Below are 18,996 nucleotides of genomic sequence, written 5' to 3'. Positions count from 1 at the left end.
ATGCGGTTGCGGCGAGGTCGGATCGGGTATACTCCGGCATTTTCCGTCGAAGACCCAGCACAGGTGAATTTCGTGAGCCAGACTACGCCCGCCGTGCGCACCTTCCAAGACCTGATCCTCGCCCTGCAGCAGTACTGGGCCGAGCAGGGCTGCGTGGTGCTCCAGCCCTACGACATGGAAGTGGGCGCCGGTACTTTCCACACCGCCACCTTCCTCCGCGCCATCGGTCCGGAGACCTGGAACGCCGCCTATGTGCAGCCGTCCCGCCGCCCGACCGACGGCCGCTACGGCGAAAACCCCAACCGCCTGCAGCACTACTACCAGTTCCAGGTGGTCTTGAAGCCCAACCCGGAGAACTTCCAGGAGCTGTACCTCGGCTCGCTGAAAGCCATCGGCATCGACCCGCTGGTGCATGACATCCGCTTCGTCGAGGACAACTGGGAATCGCCGACCCTTGGCGCCTGGGGCCTGGGCTGGGAAATCTGGCTGAACGGCATGGAAGTGACCCAATTCACCTACTTCCAGCAGGTCGGTGGCATCGAGTGCTACCCGGTCACCGGCGAGATCACCTACGGCCTGGAGCGCCTGGCCATGTACATCCAGGGCGTCGATTCGGTGTACGACCTGGTCTGGGCCGACGGCCCGTTCGGCAAGGTCACCTACGGCGATGTGTTCCACCAGAACGAGGTGGAACAGTCGACCTACAACTTCGAGCACGCCAACGTCGAGAAGCTGTTCGAACTCTTCGACTTCTACGAAAGCGAGGCCAACCGCCTGATCGAGCTGCAGCTGCCGCTGCCGACCTACGAGATGGTCCTCAAGGCTTCCCACACCTTCAACCTGCTGGACGCCCGCCGTGCGATCTCGGTGACCGAGCGCCAGCGCTACATCCTGCGCGTGCGCACCCTGGCCCGCGCCGTGGCGCAAAGCTACCTGCAGGCGCGCGCGCGCCTCGGCTTCCCCATGGCCACTCCCGAACTGCGTGACGAAGTACTGGCCAAGCTGGAGGCTCAAGAATGAGTGCACAAGATTTCCTGGTAGAGCTGGGCACCGAAGAGCTGCCTCCCAAGGCCCTGAAATCCCTGGGTGATGCCTTCCTCGGCGGTATCGAACAAGGCCTCAAGGCCGCCGGCCTCGGCTATGCCAAGGCCCAGGTATTCGCCGCCCCGCGCCGCCTGGCGGTAGTGGTCGAGCAACTGGCGACCCAGCAGCCCGATCGCAGCGTCAATCTCGACGGCCCGCCGGTCCAGGCCGCCTTCGATACCGAAGGCAAGCCGACCCAGGCTGCCCTGGGCTTCGCCCGCAAATGTGGCGTCGACCTGGAGCAGATCGACAAGAGCGGCCCGAAGCTGAAGTTCAGCCAGACCATCCCCGGCCAGCCCGCCTCAGGCCTGCTGCCCGGCATCGTCGAAACCTCCCTCGCCGCCTTGCCGATTCCCAAGCGCATGCGCTGGGCCGCGCGCCGCGAAGAGTTCGTCCGCCCGACCCAATGGCTGGTCATGCTGTTCGGCGTAGAAGTTGTCGACTGCGTGATCCTCGCGCAGAAGGCCGGCCGTGAATCCCGTGGCCATCGTTTCCACAACCCGGACAATATCCGCATCAGCAAGCCTTCCACCTATCTGGAAGACCTGCGCAGCGCCCACGTGCTGGCCGACTTCGCCGAGCGCCGCGAGATCATCGCCAAGCGCGTTGCCGAGCTGGCCGCCGAGCAGAAGGGCACCGCAGTGGTTCCCGCTGACCTGCTGGACGAGGTGACTGCCCTGGTCGAGTGGCCAGTGCCGCTGGTGTGCTCCTTCGAGGAACGCTTCCTCGAAGTGCCGCAGGAAGCCCTGATCACCACCATGCAGGACAACCAGAAGTATTTCTGCCTGCTGGACGCCAACGGCAAGCTGCTGCCGCGCTTCATCACCGTGGCCAACGTGGACAGCAAGGACCCGGCACAGATCATCTCCGGCAACGAAAAGGTGGTGCGCCCGCGCCTCACCGACGCCGAGTTCTTCTTCAAGCAGGACAAGAAGCAGAAGCTGGAAAGCTTCAATGAACGCCTGAAAAACGTCGTGTTCCAGGCCCAGCTCGGCACCGTGTTCGAGAAGGCCGAGCGCGTATCCCGCCTGGCAGGCTTCGTGGCGGAGCAGATCGGCGCCGACCCGGCCCGCGCTGCCCGCGCCGGTATCCTCGCCAAGTGCGACCTGGCCACTGAAATGGTCGGCGAGTTCCCGGAGATGCAGGGCATCGCCGGCTACTACTACGCGATCAACGATGGCGAGCCGGAAGATGTCGCCCAGGCGCTGAACGAGCAATACATGCCCCGTGGCGCTGGCGCCGAGTTACCGCAAACCCTCACCGGTGCCGCGGTAGCCGTGGCCGACAAACTGGACACCCTGGTCGGCATCTTCGGCATCGGCATGCTGCCCACCGGCAGCAAGGACCCCTTCGCTCTGCGTCGTCAGGCCCTGGGGGTGCTGCGCATCCTGATCGAGAAGCAGCTCAATCTCGACCTCGCCGCCGCCGTCGCCTTCGCTGTCGACCTCTATGGCGCCAAGGTGAAGTCCGAAGGGCTGGCCGACCAGGTGCTGGAGTTCGTCTTCGACCGCCTGCGGGCCCGCTATGAAGACGAAGGCGTGGACGTGGCCGTGTACCTCTCCGTACGCGCCCTGCAGCCGACCTCGGCGCTGGACTTCGACCAGCGCGTGCAGGCCGTACAAGCCTTCCGCAAGCTGCCTGAAGCTGCCGCCCTGGCCGCCGCCAATAAGCGTGTCTCCAACCTGTTGAGCAAGGCTGAAGGTAGCGTGCCGGGCAGCGTGGACAATGCGCTGCTGCAGGAAGCCGCCGAGCAGGCCCTGGCCAAGGCCGTGGCCGACGCCGAGGTGGCCCTGGCGAACGCCGGCAGCTACCGCGAGGCGCTGGAGCGCCTGGCCAGCCTGCGTGAGCCGGTGGACAGTTTCTTCGAGGCCGTACTGGTCAACGCCGAAGACGCCGCTGTACGCAGCAACCGCTACGCACTGCTGGCCAAGCTGCGCGGCCTGTTCCTGGGCGTAGCGGACATCTCGGTACTGGGCTGATATAAGCCCGCGGAACGGATACCCGAAGCCTGGTGCTTCGGGTATCCGGCTCTGCGCTTCAGGCAATGTTCATGAAACTACTGATTCTCGACCGCGACGGCGTTATCAATGAAGACTCCGACGCTTACATAAAATCCCTCGATGAATGGATCCCCATTCCGAGCGCGATCGCGGCCATCGCCCGTCTGAGCAAGGCTGGCTGGACCGTTGCCGTGGCCACCAACCAGTCGGGCATTGCCCGCGGTTACTACGATCTCGCGACCCTGGACTCCATGCATGCCCGCTTGCGCGAACTGGTGGCGGAGCAGGGCGGTGAACTCGGCGTTATTCAGTTCTGCCCCCACGGCCCTGACGAAGGCTGCAATTGCCGCAAACCGCGCCCCGGAATGCTTGAGCGCATCGCCGAACACTATGGCGTGGACCTTGCTGGCACCTGGTTCGTTGGCGACAGCAGTGGTGACCTGGAAGCCGCGCGGGCCGTCGATTGTCAGCCCGTTCTGGTGAAGACCGGCAAGGGCGAACGCACCCTGGCCAAGCCGTTGCCAGCGGGAACCCTGGTATTCGACGATCTGGCGGCAGTCGCCACACATCTACTTCAGTAAGGTCAACAGCTCCCATGACGACAGTGCAGGCCATCAGAACCTTCCTCTTTTACCTGCTGCTGTCGTTGAGCGCCTTCATCTGGGGCACGCTCAGTCTCTTCTTCGCACCGTTCATGCCCTTCCGGGCACGCTACCGTTTCATTGTCTGGCGCTGGTGCCGTTTCGCCGTCTGGCTCGCCAAAGTGATGGTCGGCATTCGCTACGAGGTGAAGGGACTTGAGAATGTGCCTGATCGGCCCTGCGTGATCCTCGCCAAGCATCAGAGCACCTGGGAGACGTTCTTCCTCTCGGGTGCCTTCGAGCCCCTCAGCCAGGTGGTCAAGCGCGAGCTACTGCGCGTGCCCTTCTTCGGCTGGGCCATGGCACTGATGAAGCCCATCGCGATTGATCGAAGTAATCCAAAGGCTGCCCTCAAGCAACTGGCGGCGCAGGGCGACGAGCGCTTGAAGCAGGGTGCCTGGGTGCTGATTTTCCCCGAAGGCACTCGAGTTCCGGTCGGGCAGATGGGCAAGTTCTCCCGCGGCGGCTCAGCGCTGGCAGTCAATGCCGGACTACCCGTCCTACCGGTAGCGCACAACGCCGGGCATTTCTGGCCCAAGGAAGGCTGGGCCAAGCGCCCCGGGACCATCCAGGTCGTCATTGGCCCCGCGATGCAGGCAGAGGGAGAGGGCCCGCGTGCGATCGCCGAGCTGAACGAGCGAGCCTTCGCCTGGGTGGAAGCCACTCAGCGCGAGCTCGAGGGCCCGCAATCCGCAGCGACTCTGGATCAACCGGCCTGATCTGTGGATAAGCTGTTAACAAAATTTTGGCTAATCGCCGAAATCACTGCGCAAACCCCTGATCTAAAAGGGTTTACCTTTTACGCTAAGGCTTAGCGAGAAAGTGCATAACGATTTCTGCCAGCCCCCAGCGTTACCCCTTCAGATACTTCGAATCCAGGGCGTTGAAACAACGGATGATCCGTTCGCGAGCGACGCCCGGGAAGTTCTTCTCAGTCAGCACCACCAGCACAGCAGGCTTGACCCGGCCTGAACGCAGCTGCCGTGTCATGTAAGCGCTGATCTCTTCATCGGAGATGCCCGAAGCATCCCCCCTTGCTCTCATCCATCCCGCTGCTCCTGTATGGCCTTCTGGGCCTCTGCAAGCGCCTCCAGACTACGCTTCCCAATCAGTCGCCGACACACCCAACGGCCACGGGAACGCGCAACCGCGTCTCAACCGGATCGATATGGGGATCAGAAAAGGAATGGAGTTTTCGCAAACCAGAAAGCACTGAGGGGAGCCGAAGCTCCCCTCAAATGTTTTTTCTTTTTTGTTGTTGTTCTTATCGCGTATTCGTTGTTGTTTTTTGCTACTGGCTACTAGCGAGCCAGAATTGGCTGGTCCCAACATGGACCGAGGGCAAACGGATTTTTTTGGACGCTGATCATGCCATCGTCATTAACTGAACCAACCAGAGCGCCGCTACCTCGAGGTAGTTTTATTGTTCTGTTGCTCTAGCCACCGGGTATGGAACGACACACCCTGTCCAAAAAAATCGGTTTGCTTCTTCTCTGGGCTGTTGTTGTTGTTCTGTCAGAGTCGAAAACATTCTTTTTGCAGCTTGTTATTGTTGTTGTACCGTCTATAGAGCATGAGTCGTGCCATGTTTTTGTAAACCTTTATAAATCAACATCTTACAAAAATCATGTCCTCGAGAGCGCTCTGTCCAGGCCCTGAAATGTTCCGATACGACCCGCCCAAATGCTCCAAAGCCGGACCCTGGGTAACACTCCTCACACTGGATTGCCACCGTAGTGTTACCCCCTGTTTCACGCGTGTAACCCATTGCCCTGAAAAGGAAAACTCCTCAGGTTCAAGCTGACGCCAGCAACGATCTGATCCACCCCAGCTGGCGTTCATCGCCGTGCATATCCAGGACGGACTCCTGACCCCGGAATGCGCTGTCCAGCAGGCAACCGTCTTCGGCATGTGTCCATCGATTGGGATTTACTTGCAGCCAGCCCCAGATTATCTGGCGGGGAGCCTGGCGCGCGCTGAAGCGCCAACCACCCGCTACCTACTGTACGGGACGAAAGGAGCCGAAGAAGAGAAACAGGTCGCCGACCGTCACGCCCTCATTACGCAAGTGTCCCTGAGCACTGCCACTTTGCCCCAGCATCGGTGTCCAGCCTGGTAAGCGGGGTAGGGCATCGGCGCGTAGGTCTGGGTCCAGGTGAGCCCCTTCGCTCTTCCAGCGCGCATTCAGCGTCAGTTGGCACAGCAACTCACCGAGGTTGGTGCCACAGTAGTCGATCTCCCGGTAGGAGATGGGCGATGCCTCGTCCGGGATGGGGAGTGAGCAAAGGCGTCCATCTGGCAGTAGTGGACTCGGACAACCTCCGGCAGACGAATCGAAACCCTTGCGGCTCAGGATGATTCGCATCGCCGGGCTCCTCTATTATTTCAGCTGATTGATTGACCAACGCTTGCTGCCAGCGGCCCCCGAGGCCCGCACTGAATCGGGCCGCGACGCGGAGTTATTCGATAGGCCAGAATCATCAATGTCCCGCAGCAGCGTTCAATGGGTCGCGCAGCTTTCGGGCTGCTCCTGATTCGGGAACCACGTAACAGCCACACGCTCACCAGAACGCATGTTGAATGTATTGGCTCTGTCTGTGTTAGCTGTTGCAACGTTGAGTGAAGCGCTCTAGCACAAGCCTTCTAGGCTTCCGCGCCAGCCTGACGCACCCCTCACCCCCCAGCCCCTCTCCCAGAGGGCGAGGGGTGACTCGCGCCGGCGAGGCTCAAGCCATCCTGAAGCCCACACGGGCCTGAAACCGGGCAAACGAGGTGGGGCAGCGACTACGCCCCTTCAGGAGGCCGAGTGGAATCGTTGCGCAGGGGGACGAGCGGCATGGATGCCGCGAGAGGTGTGTGGGGCCATGGATGGCCCCTCTCGCCGTGCCCCCGGAGCAACGATGGAGGGAGGGCAGTCCGGCGAAGCCGGACCCGGATGCAGGGGCAAGACCTTTGCTTCCTTTGGGTCGTCTGCCAAAGGGAGGCGCCTGGGAAGGCGAAACCAGAAACATCCGCAGAACTCGATAATCAACTTGGCTCAGGACGTTCTAGCAACACTTAACGCAGACATAGCCAATGTATTCACCTACCAATAGGTGCTTGGAATCGCATCGGAACAAGGGTTCGTGTTGGTCACAATGATCGACTTCAAACTCTCCGATACCTGCCTCGCATGGCGCGAGAAGTCTTCGTCTTCAGAGAGGCTGCGCTTGAGCGCTACCGCTGAACACATCGTCCAGACCTGGACGTTATCCGGATCGCTCTGAGCCAGTTCACTGTAGTGTTTCGCGATTGAGGCGTAGGTTTGGTTCACGGCTGAAACTTGAGCTGCGTCTCTTTCCTCCACCCGTTTCAAGGTACTGGGAGTGCCAGCAGACGGAACTCGATCCATCTCGATGGTGCCCGGGTCGAGGAGGCGCAGCGAGAATGTCGATCCACTATTTTCGCTGTAGAACTGGTAACTGCCGTCAGCTTGCCGCTCATAGATCGACCGCTTGTTTGGCTCGACGACAACCAGGTTATCTCCGTCTTGCTCGATATTGATGGAGTAACTCCCGCCTTCGAGGACATAGGTGCCATCGAGAAAGCCCCGGCCGTCCACCTCCAGCGACTCTGTGCTGACCACCTCTTCAGTGGGCACCGGCTGGACAGCCACTGAAGGCGCCAGCGAGGGAGGATCATCCTGGACAAGTTGAACTGCCCCCACCGAGGGAGCCTGAGACTGAAGATCAGGCTTCGCAAGCGGCTCAACGTCCGCAGTCTCTAACTTGGGTTTCGGGGGTAGGGGCTCTTCTACAGCCTTAGGTACATCCGCCGATGGTGGGGCTGGCAACGGAATCATGATAGGAGGAACCATGCCACCGAACTGGTTCTGCGCCTTCAAACTCTTGATCACCTCGGCCGCCTGAGCCTGGGCATGTGCATGCCGCTCAGTCTCGGTCATCCAAGGTGCGTGAGTACGCAGCATCTCCATGTGGCCTTGCATGTACGACTTGTAGACTTCGTCGTAATGCGGAGGCACCGCCGGATGTGTGCCACAAGCCGCCAGGACCAGTGACAGACTCACAATGCTTACGAGCAAGGCATACTTCAAGAAGTCACTCCTCTGGCTACTTTTGCCGGCGACACACCTGGTGGCTCGAGAGATTAAACCGAATGCCACATACCAAACCCTATCCAGGCCAACCTTGCCGAGTAACCTCCCATGCGAGCGTGGAGATCCCCCTGGACGGCCTCTGTTGAACACATGCACGGGTCGCAGCGTCCCTGAACAAAGCGGTCTGATGGCTCCAGTACTCCGCAGACTTCTAATCATAGGTTTTACCTGCAAGCCAGGCCAATGCGCCCGCCCCATCAACGCCACTTCGCAAACCCGTTTAGCGGTGCTCACCTGATTGGCATGAATTGCCTGATTGGCTTTTCACGCTCGCCTAAACCCATCATTTAGTCATTGCGCGGAAAAAGAAAAACCCCGGCTTTTGGCCGGGGTTCAAGTTTTGATTGCAGCGTCAATGACGCTCAGACGCGCATACTGCCTATCGACAGCACATCAGACGTCGAGGTTCGACACCGCCAAGGCGTTGCTCTCGATGAAGTCACGACGCGGCTCGACGGCGTCACCCATCAATGTGTTGAAGATCTGGTCCGCGGCGATGGCGTCTTCGATGGTGACCTTGAGCATGCGACGGACAGTTGGGTCCATCGTGGTTTCCCACAGCTGCTCCGGGTTCATCTCACCCAGCCCCTTATAGCGCTGGATGGTGTGACGCTTGGTGCTTTCGGTCATCAGCCAGGACAGTGCTTCCTTGAAGCTCGTCACCGGCTTCTTGCGCTCACCACGCTGAACGTAGGCACCATCTTCCAGCAGGTTATTGAGTTGGTCTCCCAGCTCGGTCACCTGGCGGTAGTCGTTGCTGGCGAAGAAATCCCGGTTGAAGGTTATGTAGTGGGACAGACCATGAGCAGTTTGCTCAACTTCCGGCAGCCACAGGTGACGCTCGCGGTCTTCACGAAGGCTGGCGGTGTAGGTCAGGCCCGACTTCTCGGCTGCCTTCAGACGCGCCTGCAAGCCTTCCAACCAGGCTTGCATCGCCGCCTGGTCGGAGAGCTGATCAACACTGACACGTGGCAGGTAGATCATGTACTCAGTCAGGTCCTGGGGATACAGGCGCGACAGGCGCTTGAGCGTGCGCATCACGTTGCGGTAATCGTTCACCAGACGCTCGAGAGCTTCACCGGAGAGACCGGGTGCATTTTCGTTGACGTGCAGGCTGGCGTCTTCCAGGGCCGATTGGGTCATGTACTCGTCCATGGCCTCGTCATCCTTGATGTACTGTTCCTGCTTGCCCTTCTTCACTTTGTACAGCGGCGGTTGCGCGATGTAGACGTAGCCGCGCTCTATCAGCTCCGGCATCTGCCGGAAGAAGAAGGTCAGCAGCAGGGTTCGGATGTGCGAACCGTCGACGTCGGCGTCGGTCATGATGATGATGTTGTGGTAGCGCAGCTTCTCGATGTTGTACTCCTCACGCCCGATCCCGCAGCCTAGTGCAGTAATCAGGGTGCCGACTTCCTGGGAGGACAGCATCTTGTCGAAACGGGCTTTCTCTACGTTGAGAATCTTGCCCTTGAGCGGCAGGATCGCCTGGGTCTTGCGGTTGCGGCCTTGCTTCGCCGAGCCACCCGCTGAATCACCCTCCACGATGTAGAGTTCGGAAAGGGCAGGGTCCTTTTCCTGGCAGTCGGCCAGTTTTCCCGGCAAACCGGCGATGTCCAGGGCACCCTTGCGGCGGGTCATCTCACGAGCCTTGCGCGCCGCCTCTCGGGCGCGGGCGGCGTCGATCATCTTTCCGACTACGGCCTTGGCTTCGTTCGGGTTTTCCAGCAGGAAGTCAGCGAAGAATTTGCCCATTTCCTGTTCCACCGCGGTTTTCACTTCGGAGGAAACGAGTTTGTCCTTGGTCTGGGAGCTGAACTTGGGATCCGGCACCTTAACCGAAATAATGGCAGTCAGACCTTCGCGCGCATCGTCACCGGTGGTGGCGATCTTGTACTTCTTCGCCAGGCCTTCCTGTTCGATGTAGTTGTTCAGGTTACGGGTAAGCGCGGAGCGGAAGCCCGCCAAATGGGTGCCACCGTCACGCTGAGGAATGTTGTTGGTGAAGCAGAGGAGGTTTTCGTTGAAGCTGTCGTTCCACTGCAGGGCGACTTCTACACCAACGCCGTCTTCTTCGCGCTGAACATTGAAGTGGAAGACCTCGTTAACGATGGTCTTGTTGGTGTTCAGATACTCGACGAACGCCTTTAGGCCGCCTTCATACTTGAACAGCTCTTCCTTGCCGCTGCGCTCGTCGCGCAGCACGATGCCTACGCCCGAGTTGAGGAAGGACAGTTCACGCAGGCGCTTGGCCAGGATGTCCCAGCTGAAGTGGATGTTGCTGAACGTCTCAGACGACGCCTTGAAATGCACTTCGGTGCCGGTGCCATCGGTCTCGCCGACCGGGCGCAACGGGAACTGCGGAACGCCATGGCGGTAGATCTGTTCCCAGACCTGACCAGCACGACGGATTGTAAGACGTAGCTCTTCGGACAAGGCGTTCACAACGGACACACCCACGCCGTGGAGACCGCCAGACACCTTGTAGGTATTGTCGTCGAACTTACCACCCGCATGCAGCACGGTCATGATGACCTCGGCGGCAGAAACCCCTTCTTCCTTATGGATATCTACCGGAATGCCACGACCGTTGTCGCGAACGGTGATGGATTCGTCAGTGTGGATGGTGATGCTAATTTCCGAGCAGAAGCCGGCAAGCGCTTCGTCGATCGAGTTATCAACGACCTCGAACACCATGTGGTGTAGACCTGTCCCATCATCGGTGTCGCCGATGTACATACCGGGGCGTTTGCGTACGGCATCCAGCCCCTTCAGCACTTTGATGCTGGAAGAGTCGTACGTTCTGTTCTCGCTCATGCTTCACTCCCGATGATCGTGGGGCTGATACAGCCATGTTCCACGTGGAACATGGCAACTGGCGTATCCGTGCGCCAGCCATCCCTCAGAAATTCATGGTCAACGCAGGTAATGAACACCTGGCAATCCAAATCTTCCAGCAAACGGCAAAGTGATTGCCGATGCTGCTCGTCCAACTCTGACGGTAAGTCGTCAACTAGGTAGATGCACTGGCCACGTTTCGCATGGTTCACCAAATGGCCCTGCGCAATTCGCAAGGCGCAAACCACTAGCTTCTGTTGACCGCGCGACAGTATGTCTGCCGCGCTGTGTGCACCTGAACGCAATCGCAGGTCGGCGCGTTGCGGCCCGGCCTGGGTGTGTCCGATTTGTTGATCGCGGAGGAGGGAAGTGGCCAGCACTTCGGATAGCTCCCGATCCTTGTCCCAGCCACGGTAATAGCTAAGCGTGAGACTATCGAGTTCCACCAAGTCAGCAAGCGTCTGTTGAAAGACCGGCTTCAACGCCTGGATGTAGGCCCGGCGATACTGGTCTATCTCATCACTGGCCAGGCATAGCTCCCGGTCCCAAGCCGCCTGCGAAGCGGCGTCCAGTGTACCATGCCGGAGCCACGAGTTCCGCTGCCTCAGCGCCTTCTGCAGTCGCTGCCAAGCGGGAAGGAAGCGAGGTTCCACGTGGAACACTCCCCAATCCAGGAACTGTCGACGTATCTTCGGAGCACCTTCGAGCAGTCGAAAACTATCCGGGTTGATCAGTTGAAGCGGCAGGGTCTCCGCCAGTTGGGCAGCACTTTTTGCATTCTGCCCATCGATGCGAATCTGGAACTCGCCCTGACGATCCCGGGAAATTCCCAAATTACTCTGCCCACCCTCGGCAAGTCTGACTTGACCGAACACCGTGCATGCAGGCTGTTCGTACTGAATGACTGGTTGCAGCCGAGTACTGCGAAACGAACGGGCAAGACCGAGGAGGTGGATTGCCTCCAGCAAGCTGGTTTTTCCGCTGCCGTTAGCGCCGTAGAGAATGTTGATGCGGGGGGAGGGGGAGAGGGTCACCGGCTGCAAGTTGCGCACGCCGGTGACCGAGATACGGCTAAGGGACATTGAGTCGTTACAGACGCATCGGCATTACGACGTAAGAGGAATCGTCGTTGCCAGCTTCCTGCACCAGGGCACTGCTGTTCGCATCGGACAGAATCAGACGAACCTGCTCAGTGGACATCACGCCCAGTACGTCCAGGAGGTAGCTCACGTTGAAACCAATCTCCAGGTTACTGCCGTTGTAATCGACCGCTACTTCTTCTTCAGCCTCTTCCTGTTCCGGGTTGTTCGCCTGGATCTTCAGCAGGCCGGAAGCGAGCGTCAGGCGAATACCACGGTACTTTTCGTTGGAAAGGATCGCAGTACGGCTGAAGGCCTCACGCAGCGCCTGGCGGTCACCGATTACCAGCTTGTCACCGCCACGGGGAAGCACACGCTCGTAATCCGGAAACTTACCGTCCACGAGTTTGGAGGTGAAGGTGAACTCACCGGTAGTAGCACGGATATGATGCTGGCCTAGCACGATACGAACCTCACCGTCCTGCTCTGTCAGCAGGCGAGCCAGTTCCAGGATACCTTTGCGCGGCACAATGACCTGGTGCCGGTCGACACCTTCAAGCCCGGCTTCCATGGCACACATGGCCAGCCGGTGACCGTCTGTGGCAACGGCACGCAGCACACCGGCATTCACCTCCAGCAACATGCCGTTGAGGTAGTAACGAACGTCCTGCTGAGCCATGGCAAAACTGGTGCGTTCGATCAGCCGACGCAGCTTGCTCTGCACGAGACTGAAATTCAGCGAGCCAGGACCTTCTTCCACGGTCGGGAAATCGTTCGCTGGCAGCGTCGAGAGGGTGAAGCGGCTGCGGCCTGCCTTGATCAGCAGCTTCTGCTCGTCCAGCCGGATGTCGATCAGCGCGTCGCTGGGCAGGCTTTTGCAGATGTCCATCAGCTTACGGGCCGGTACGGTGATCTCACCCGGCTCAGCCGGCTCTTCCAGGGCAACGCGCCCAACCAGCTCGACCTCGAGGTCAGTGCCGGTCAACGACAGCTGCTGGCCTTCGACTACCAGCAGCACGTTGGAGAGGACCGGCAAGGTCTGGCGGCGCTCGACGACGCCGGCGACCAGTTGCAGGGGTTTCAACAGGGCTTCGCGTTGAATTGTGAAATGCATGGTCTAGTCCCTTGCCTCTTGGGCTGCGGTCAGGTGGTCAATGTACGCAGCAGATTCTTGTAATCCTCGCGGATATCCGCGTCGGATTCCCTTAGTTGTGCAATCTTACGACAGGCATGGAGCACCGTGGTGTGGTCTCGTCCGCCGAACGCATCGCCGATCTCCGGAAGACTGTGGTTCGTCAATTCCTTGGACAGCGCCATGGCGACTTGCCGCGGCCGAGCCACCGAGCGCGAGCGGCGCTTGGAGAGCATGTCGGACATCTTGATCTTGTAGTACTCGACTACGGTGCGCTGGATGTTATCGATGCTGACCAACTTGTCCTGCAGGGCCAGGAGGTCCTTGAGCGACTCACGGATCAGTTCGATGGTGATATCCCGGCCCATGAAGTGGGCGTGGGCAATCACTCGTTTCAGCGCACCTTCCAGTTCGCGCACGTTGGAACGAATACGCTGAGCGATAAAGAACGCGGCGTCGTGCGGCAGATCGACCTTGGCCTGCTCGGCCTTCTTCATCAGGATGGCGACACGGGTTTCCAACTCCGGTGGTTCGACAGCTACCGTCAACCCCCAGCCGAAGCGGGACTTCAGGCGCTCTTCCAGGCCTTCGATTTCCTTCGGGTAGCGGTCACTGGTGAGAATCACCTGCTGACCGCCCTCCAACAGGGCGTTGAAGGTGTGGAAAAACTCCTCCTGCGAACGCTCCTTACGGGCGAAGAACTGAATGTCGTCGATGAGCAGCGCGTCTACAGATCGATAGAAGCGCTTGAACTCGTTGATCGCATTCAGTTGAAGGGCCTTGACCATGTCTGCGACGAATCGCTCGGAATGCAGGTAAACCACCTTGGCATTCGGATTCTTCTTCAGCAGGTGGTTACCCACAGCGTGCATCAGGTGAGTTTTACCCAGACCCACGCCGCCATAAAGGAACAGCGGGTTGTAGCCATGCTTGGGGTTATCCGCCACCTGCCAGGCCGCCGCACGGGCCAACTGGTTGGACTTGCCCTCGACGAAGTTCTCGAAGGTGAAGGTGCGATTCAGGTAGCTGGTGTGCTTCAACGCCCCTTCCACTTGCACGGAACGCTCCGTGCGGATCGCCGGTGCAGATACCACCGACGCCAACGGATCGAGGTTGTCGCGGGTTTCCTCCACGGTCTCGATGCGCTTATGCGATGGTGCGGCAGGAGGGGGAGGCGGAGGCGCCATGACCGGAGGCGGGGGCGGTGGTGCCTTCCGCGGTGCCGGGCTGCGCTTACTGCCTATTAATAAGGAAAGAGCAGGCGCCAGGCCGTTGCCCCGTTCGCCGAGCAACTCGAGGAGCCGCCCCATGTACTTCTCGTTGACCCAATCGAGCACGAACCGATTCGGCGCGTAAACGCGCAGTTCGTCTCCATCGGCTTCAACCTGCAATGGGCGGATCCAGGTGTTGAATTGCTGGGCAGGCAGCTCATCGCGCAAGAGCTCCACGCACTGCTGCCAAAGTTCCACTGACACGGATGTCCCCCAAGTCGGAATGATGCCGGACTCAAACAAAACAGCGGTCATTGTAGCCGCCACGGGATGAGTTATCCACACGAAAGATGTCGAATGGGTGAATAAAATCAATATGTTATTCACCGCGCAGAATCACGCTGTGCTTGGCATGAATCTTGTGGATAACCATGCCATAACCCGGCCTTCTCTCCTGGGGAAAAGTGCCTGCATAACTCGCCTGTGGGTAACCTCGCCTTTCACCCCCAGCTTCTACCCAGATCGCGCACAGCCAGACCACCTCTTTCTGACAAGGTTGTTAGTCGACTCACACACAGGCTGCATACGGCCTGTGCCGGGTTTTCCACAGGCAAGGCGGGGGCACAGTTATAAAAAACATAACCAAGCTTTTTTAAATTTCCCTTTCTTCTATATTCTTTTACTCGACAGCGCTGGTTGGAAATTGACCTGCCCGCACCGTTTCACTAGAATTGCCGGTCTCTTTAAACGGGGGCCACTTCCGGCCCGTAGTGACCACCAGGTAAAAGCATCATGAAACGCACTTTCCAACCCAGCACCATCAAGCGCGCTCGCACCCACGGTTTCCGTGCCCGTATGGCCACCAAGAACGGCCGTCAAGTCCTGTCGCGTCGTCGCGCCAAGGGCCGCAAGCGCCTGACCGTCTGATTTATCCGGAACGGGTGGTGAGTCAGGGCTTCGATCGGGAAAAGCGACTGCTGATACCCCGACAGTTCAAGGCAGTCTTCGACTCACCCACCGGAAAGGTTCCCGGCAAACACGTCCTGCTCCTCGCGCGTGACAACGGCCTTGATCACCCCCGCCTGGGTCTGGTGATCGGCAAGAAAAGCGTCAAGCTTTCCGTCGAGCGCAATCGCCTAAAACGCCAGATTCGCGAATCCTTCCGCCATAACCTTGAGTTGCTGGTCGGGTGGGACATCGTAATCGTGGCGCGCAAAGGCATTGGCGATCTGGAGAATCCTGAGCTGAAGCATCAGTTCGGCAAACTCTGGAAACGCCTCGCGCGCAGCCGGACTCGCCCTGAACCTTCTCCCGGATCAGGGGTGTCCGACAGTCCCCATGCGTAAACTGGCCCTCGCTCCGATCCAGTTCTATCGCTATGCCATCAGTCCACTGATGGCCAGTCACTGTCGTTTCTATCCCAGTTGTTCCTGCTACGCGCAGGAGGCCATCGAACAACATGGCCTCCTGCGTGGCGGCTGGCTGACCCTGCGTCGCCTGGGCCGCTGTCATCCGTGGAATCCGGGCGGCTATGACCCGGTGCCACCTGCCAACACTCCCCAACCTCCTTCGATGGCCGAGTAATCATGGATATTCAACGCTCGATCCTGATCGTCGCCCTGGCAATCGTGTCCTACCTGATGGTTCTGCAGTGGAACCAGGACTACGGCCAAGCCGCCCTGCCGAGTGCAGGCAACAGCGCAAGCTCCGCGCAATCGACGCTGCCGGACGACAACGCAACCGCCAAGTCCGGCGACGACGTGCCGACCGCCAGCGCTGAGCGCAGCGAGCCGGCAACTCCCCAGACCGTCGCTCCCAGCAGCGAACTGATCCGTGTTGAAACCGACGTACTGAGCCTGGCCATCGATCCGAATGGCGGTGACATCGTCCAACTGACCCTGCCGAAGTACCCGCGCCGCCAGGATCATCCGGATGTGCCTTTCCAGCTGTTCGACAATGGCGGTGAGCGCCTCTACCAGGCCCAAAGCGGCCTGGTCGGTGCCAACGGTCCGGACGCCCGGGCCAACGGCCGCCCCATGTACAGCGCCACTCAGCGCAGTTTCAAACTGGCCGATGGTCAGGAACAACTGGTAGTCGACCTGACTTTCAGCGAAGCCGGTGTGAACTACACCAAGCGCTTCACCCTGAATCGCGGCAAGTACGAACTGCAGGTGGCCTACAAGGTCGACAACCAGAGCGCCCAGCCCTGGTCCGGCAGCATGTATGCCCAGCTCAAACGTGACGCCAGTGCCGACCCGTCCGCAACCACAGCCACTGGTGTGTCCACCTATCTGGGTGCTGCTGTCTGGACTCCGGACGAGCCGTACAAGAAGCTTTCCATGAAAGACATGGACAAGCAGCCCTTCAAGGAAACCGTGCAGGGAGGCTGGGTAGCCTGGCTGCAGCACTACTTCGTGACCGCCTGGGTCGCACCGAAGGACCAGAACAACGCCATCCAGACCCGCAAGGACTCCCGTGGAAACTACATCGTCGGTTTCGTAGGCCCCTCGCTGAACGTGCCAGCAGGCGCTTCGGCCGAAACGTCCGCGATTCTCTACGCCGGTCCGAAGACCCAGGATCACCTCAAGGAACTCTCCCCGGGCCTGGAACTCACCGTCGACTACGGCTTCCTGTGGTTCATCGCACAGCCGATCTTCTGGCTGTTGCAACATATCCACAGCCTGTTGGGTAACTGGGGCTGGTCGATCATCGTCCTGACCATCCTGATCAAAGCAGCGTTCTTCCCGCTCTCTGCCGCCAGCTATCGGTCCATGGCGCGTATGCGAGCCGTGTCGCCGAAGCTCCAGGCCCTGAAAGAACAGTTCGGTGACGATCGCCAGAAGATGTCCCAGGCGATGATGGAGCTGTACAAGAAGGAGAAGATCAACCCGCTGGGCGGCTGCCTACCGATTCTCGTGCAGATGCCAGTCTTCCTGGCCCTCTACTGGGTACTGCTGGAAAGCGTAGAAATGCGCCAGGCCCCGTGGATGTTCTGGATCACCGACCTGTCGATCAAGGATCCGTTCTTCATCCTGCCGATCATCATGGGCGCCACCATGTTCATCCAGCAGCAACTGAACCCGACGCCGCCGGACCCGATGCAAGCCAAGGTACTGAAGCTGATGCCAATCATCTTCACCTTCTTCTTCCTGTGGTTCCCGGCTGGCCTGGTACTGTACTGGGTGGTCAACAACGTCCTGTCGATCGCGCAGCAGTGGTACATTACCCGGCAGATCGAGGCGGCCAGCAAGAAGGCAGCAGCCTGACAGCGACGCCAGACAGCTTGAACAAGACGCCCCCTCTGGGGGCGTCTTGCTATCTGCCATTCGTAGATCCCAAGGTATCAACAGATGAATCCTATCCGTGACACCATCGTCGCCGTCGCCACCGCCCAGGGCCGCGGGGGCGTGGGCATCGTCCGCGTATCCGGGCCCCACGCAGCGCGGATTGCCGAAGCCATCAGCGGTCGCTCGCCCAAACCCCGCTTCGCTCACTACGGACCCTTCCTCGATGGTTCCGGGCAAACCCTGGACCAAGGAATTGCGCTCTATTTTCCAGGCCCTAACTCCTTCACCGGGGAGGATGTCTTTGAGCTCCAGGGCCACGGGGGCCCCGTTGTGCTCGACCTGCTGCTGCGCCGTTGCATGGAACTGGGGGCTCGCCAGGCACGTCCCGGTGAGTTCAGCGAGCGTGCATTCCTCAATGACAAACTCGACCTGGCCCAGGCGGAAGCCATCGCCGATCTCATCGAAGCCAGCTCCGAACAGGCAGCGCGCAATGCCTTGCGCTCGCTGCAAGGCGAGTTCTCCAAGCGCGTGCATGGATTGACCGAGAAGCTGATAGAGCTGCGCATCTACGTGGAGGCCGCCATCGACTTCCCCGAGGAAGAAATAGATTTCCTCGCCGATGGCCACGTACTGGGTCTGCTGGATGGCGTTCGGGAAAACTTATCCACAGTCATCCGTGAAGCAGGCCAGGGCGCTCTGCTGCGCGATGGCATGACCGTAGTGATCGCCGGTCGCCCAAATGCAGGCAAATCCAGCCTGTTGAATGCGCTGGCAGGGCGCGAAGCAGCCATCGTAACCGACATTGCCGGCACCACCCGCGACGTGCTGCGGGAACATATCCACATCGATAGCATGCCCCTCCACGTTGTAGATACTGCCGGCTTGCGCGATACCGACGACCATGTGGAAAAGATTGGCGTCGAGCGCGCCCTGAAAGCCATTGGTGAAGCTGATCGGGTACTGCTGGTGGTAGACGCTACCGCGCCTGAAGCGGCGGATCCCTTCGCGCTATGGCCAGAGTTCCTTGACCAGAAGCCGGACCCGGCAAAGGTCACCCTGATCCGAAACAAAGCCGACCTCAGTGGCGAGACAAGCGCGCTGGAAATCAGCGACGATGGGCATGTCACCCTCAGTCTGTCGGCTCGCTCCGGAGAGGGCCTTGAGCTGCTTCGCGAACACCTGAAGGCCTGCATGGGTTATCAACAGACCGCCGAAAGCAGCTTCAGCGCCCGTCGTCGTCACCTGGAAGCCCTTCGCCAGGCGGGTTCCTTCCTTGATCATGGTCGTTCCCAGCTCACGCTCGCCGGCGCTGGCGAACTTCTCGCCGAGGACCTGCGGCAAGCCCAGCAGGCTCTGGGCGAAATCACTGGCGCATTCAGCTCCGACGACCTGCTCGGCCGCATCTTCTCCAGTTTCTGCATCGGCAAGTAAGCCCCCTCCCTTCTTATCCACAGAGAACGCGACTGCCTGCCAAACGGGCGGTTCGTTCCTGCCTTCCCGCCTGGAAAATGGTTTGCCGGAACCCTGTTGATAACTAGCCTTTAACCCAGTCCATAACCCTGGTGAAAAGCC

At 59.8% G+C, this 18,996-nt stretch carries 16 protein-coding genes; 9 read left to right on the top strand and 7 right to left on the bottom strand.

All coding sequences use genetic code 11. The features are described from left to right. The first annotated feature begins 72 nt into the window (after positions 1-72). The 4 genes from glyQ to G559_RS0104015 all read left to right on the top strand — a co-directional run bounded on the left by glyQ (position 73) and on the right by G559_RS0104015 (position 4,443). Positions 73-1,020 (top strand): glycine--tRNA ligase subunit alpha, encoded by a 948-nt coding sequence (glyQ, locus tag G559_RS0104030; RefSeq protein WP_028627021.1) that lies wholly within the window; start codon positions 73-75, stop codon positions 1,018-1,020. Further along, complete coding sequence (glyS, locus tag G559_RS0104025) at positions 1,017-3,062, top strand: glycine--tRNA ligase subunit beta (protein WP_028627020.1); 2,046 nt, start codon at positions 1,017-1,019, stop codon at positions 3,060-3,062. Before glyQ ends, glyS begins: the two co-directional genes overlap by 4 nt. 65 nt (positions 3,063-3,127) lie before the next feature. Then, complete coding sequence (gene gmhB / locus G559_RS0104020; protein WP_171016519.1) at positions 3,128-3,664, top strand: D-glycero-beta-D-manno-heptose 1,7-bisphosphate 7-phosphatase; 537 nt, start codon at positions 3,128-3,130, stop codon at positions 3,662-3,664. A gap of 14 nt (positions 3,665-3,678) precedes the next feature. Then, positions 3,679-4,443 (top strand): lysophospholipid acyltransferase family protein, encoded by a 765-nt coding sequence (locus G559_RS0104015; RefSeq protein WP_028627018.1) that lies wholly within the window; start codon positions 3,679-3,681, stop codon positions 4,441-4,443. Between the two features lie 133 nt (positions 4,444-4,576). On the opposite strand, the gene G559_RS0104010 is transcribed toward G559_RS0104015, so the two are convergent. The 7 genes from G559_RS0104010 to dnaA all read right to left on the bottom strand — a co-directional run bounded on the left by G559_RS0104010 (position 4,577) and on the right by dnaA (position 14,401). After that, the gene (locus tag G559_RS0104010) at positions 4,577-4,768 is read right to left on the bottom strand and encodes a hypothetical protein (protein ID WP_028627017.1); all 192 of its coding nucleotides are present in this window, start codon (positions 4,766-4,768) and stop codon (positions 4,577-4,579) included. Between the two features lie 955 nt (positions 4,769-5,723). Next, positions 5,724-6,089 (bottom strand): Nmad3 family putative nucleotide modification protein, encoded by a 366-nt coding sequence (locus tag G559_RS30765; RefSeq protein ID WP_051246386.1) that lies wholly within the window; start codon positions 6,087-6,089, stop codon positions 5,724-5,726. Positions 6,090-6,809: 720 nt separating this feature from the next. Then, the gene (locus tag G559_RS0104000; protein ID WP_028627016.1) at positions 6,810-7,817 is read right to left on the bottom strand and encodes a hypothetical protein; all 1,008 of its coding nucleotides are present in this window, start codon (positions 7,815-7,817) and stop codon (positions 6,810-6,812) included. A 456-nt stretch (positions 7,818-8,273) separates the two neighbouring features. Next, positions 8,274-10,694, bottom strand: coding sequence for a DNA topoisomerase (ATP-hydrolyzing) subunit B (gyrB, locus tag G559_RS0103995; protein WP_028627015.1), 2,421 nt, complete (start codon positions 10,692-10,694; stop codon positions 8,274-8,276). Next, positions 10,691-11,797 carry a DNA replication/repair protein RecF gene (gene recF, locus G559_RS0103990; RefSeq protein ID WP_028627014.1) on the bottom strand — a complete coding sequence of 369 codons (1,107 nt, stop codon included), beginning with the start codon at positions 11,795-11,797 and terminating at the stop codon, positions 10,691-10,693. Before recF ends, gyrB begins: the two co-directional genes overlap by 4 nt. A 7-nt stretch (positions 11,798-11,804) precedes the next feature. Further along, positions 11,805-12,908, bottom strand: a complete 1,104-nt coding sequence (gene dnaN, locus G559_RS0103985) for a DNA polymerase III subunit beta (protein WP_028627013.1) — start codon at positions 12,906-12,908, stop codon at positions 11,805-11,807. 29 nt (positions 12,909-12,937) lie between these two features. After that, a complete protein-coding gene (dnaA, locus tag G559_RS0103980; protein WP_028627012.1) occupies positions 12,938-14,401 on the bottom strand; it encodes a chromosomal replication initiator protein DnaA in 1,464 nt (487 codons plus the stop codon). 528 nt (positions 14,402-14,929) lie between these two features. On the opposite strand from dnaA, the gene rpmH reads away from it, so the two are divergent. The 5 genes from rpmH to mnmE all read left to right on the top strand — a co-directional run bounded on the left by rpmH (position 14,930) and on the right by mnmE (position 18,855). Then, positions 14,930-15,064 carry a 50S ribosomal protein L34 gene (gene rpmH, locus G559_RS0103975; RefSeq protein ID WP_003290924.1) on the top strand — a complete coding sequence of 45 codons (135 nt, stop codon included), beginning with the start codon at positions 14,930-14,932 and terminating at the stop codon, positions 15,062-15,064. 14 nt (positions 15,065-15,078) lie between these two features. Then, the gene (gene rnpA, locus G559_RS0103970; RefSeq protein ID WP_028627011.1) at positions 15,079-15,483 is read left to right on the top strand and encodes a ribonuclease P protein component; all 405 of its coding nucleotides are present in this window, start codon (positions 15,079-15,081) and stop codon (positions 15,481-15,483) included. Then, positions 15,476-15,721, top strand: a complete 246-nt coding sequence (gene yidD / locus G559_RS0103965; protein ID WP_028627010.1) for a membrane protein insertion efficiency factor YidD — start codon at positions 15,476-15,478, stop codon at positions 15,719-15,721. The genes rnpA and yidD overlap by 8 nt, the downstream gene beginning before the upstream one ends. A 2-nt stretch (positions 15,722-15,723) precedes the next feature. Beyond that, positions 15,724-17,403, top strand: coding sequence for a membrane protein insertase YidC (gene yidC, locus G559_RS0103960; protein WP_028627009.1), 1,680 nt, complete (start codon positions 15,724-15,726; stop codon positions 17,401-17,403). Positions 17,404-17,487: 84 nt separating this feature from the next. After that, positions 17,488-18,855, top strand: a complete 1,368-nt coding sequence (mnmE, locus tag G559_RS0103955; RefSeq protein WP_028627008.1) for a tRNA uridine-5-carboxymethylaminomethyl(34) synthesis GTPase MnmE — start codon at positions 17,488-17,490, stop codon at positions 18,853-18,855. Positions 18,856-18,996: the final 141 nt, after the last annotated feature.

Source organism: Metapseudomonas resinovorans DSM 21078, from assembly GCF_000423545.1.
GTDB classification, from domain to species: domain Bacteria; phylum Pseudomonadota; class Gammaproteobacteria; order Pseudomonadales; family Pseudomonadaceae; genus Metapseudomonas; species Metapseudomonas resinovorans.
Note: the sequence above shows the minus strand (reverse complement) of the source record. Positions and strands in the feature narration are given on the sequence as shown.

What these genes read in the sequence shown, in the direction of transcription:
- yidD (WP_028627010.1), top strand. Translation starts at nt 15,476, where the DNA reads ATGCGTAAACTGGCCCTCGCTCCGATCCAGTTCTATCGCTATGCCATC.
- glyS (WP_028627020.1), top strand. Translation starts at nt 1,017, where the DNA reads ATGAGTGCACAAGATTTCCTGGTAGAGCTGGGCACCGAAGAGCTGCCT.
- G559_RS0104015 (WP_028627018.1), top strand. Translation starts at nt 3,679, where the DNA reads ATGACGACAGTGCAGGCCATCAGAACCTTCCTCTTTTACCTGCTGCTG.
- gmhB (WP_171016519.1), top strand. Translation starts at nt 3,128, where the DNA reads ATGTTCATGAAACTACTGATTCTCGACCGCGACGGCGTTATCAATGAA.
- recF (WP_028627014.1), bottom strand. Translation starts at nt 11,797, where the DNA reads ATGTCCCTTAGCCGTATCTCGGTCACCGGCGTGCGCAACTTGCAGCCG.
- G559_RS0104010 (WP_028627017.1), bottom strand. Translation starts at nt 4,768, where the DNA reads ATGAGAGCAAGGGGGGATGCTTCGGGCATCTCCGATGAAGAGATCAGC.
- gyrB (WP_028627015.1), bottom strand. Translation starts at nt 10,694, where the DNA reads ATGAGCGAGAACAGAACGTACGACTCTTCCAGCATCAAAGTGCTGAAG.
- rpmH (WP_003290924.1), top strand. Translation starts at nt 14,930, where the DNA reads ATGAAACGCACTTTCCAACCCAGCACCATCAAGCGCGCTCGCACCCAC.
- dnaN (WP_028627013.1), bottom strand. Translation starts at nt 12,908, where the DNA reads ATGCATTTCACAATTCAACGCGAAGCCCTGTTGAAACCCCTGCAACTG.
- mnmE (WP_028627008.1), top strand. Translation starts at nt 17,488, where the DNA reads ATGAATCCTATCCGTGACACCATCGTCGCCGTCGCCACCGCCCAGGGC.
- yidC (WP_028627009.1), top strand. Translation starts at nt 15,724, where the DNA reads ATGGATATTCAACGCTCGATCCTGATCGTCGCCCTGGCAATCGTGTCC.
- G559_RS30765 (WP_051246386.1), bottom strand. Translation starts at nt 6,089, where the DNA reads ATGCGAATCATCCTGAGCCGCAAGGGTTTCGATTCGTCTGCCGGAGGT.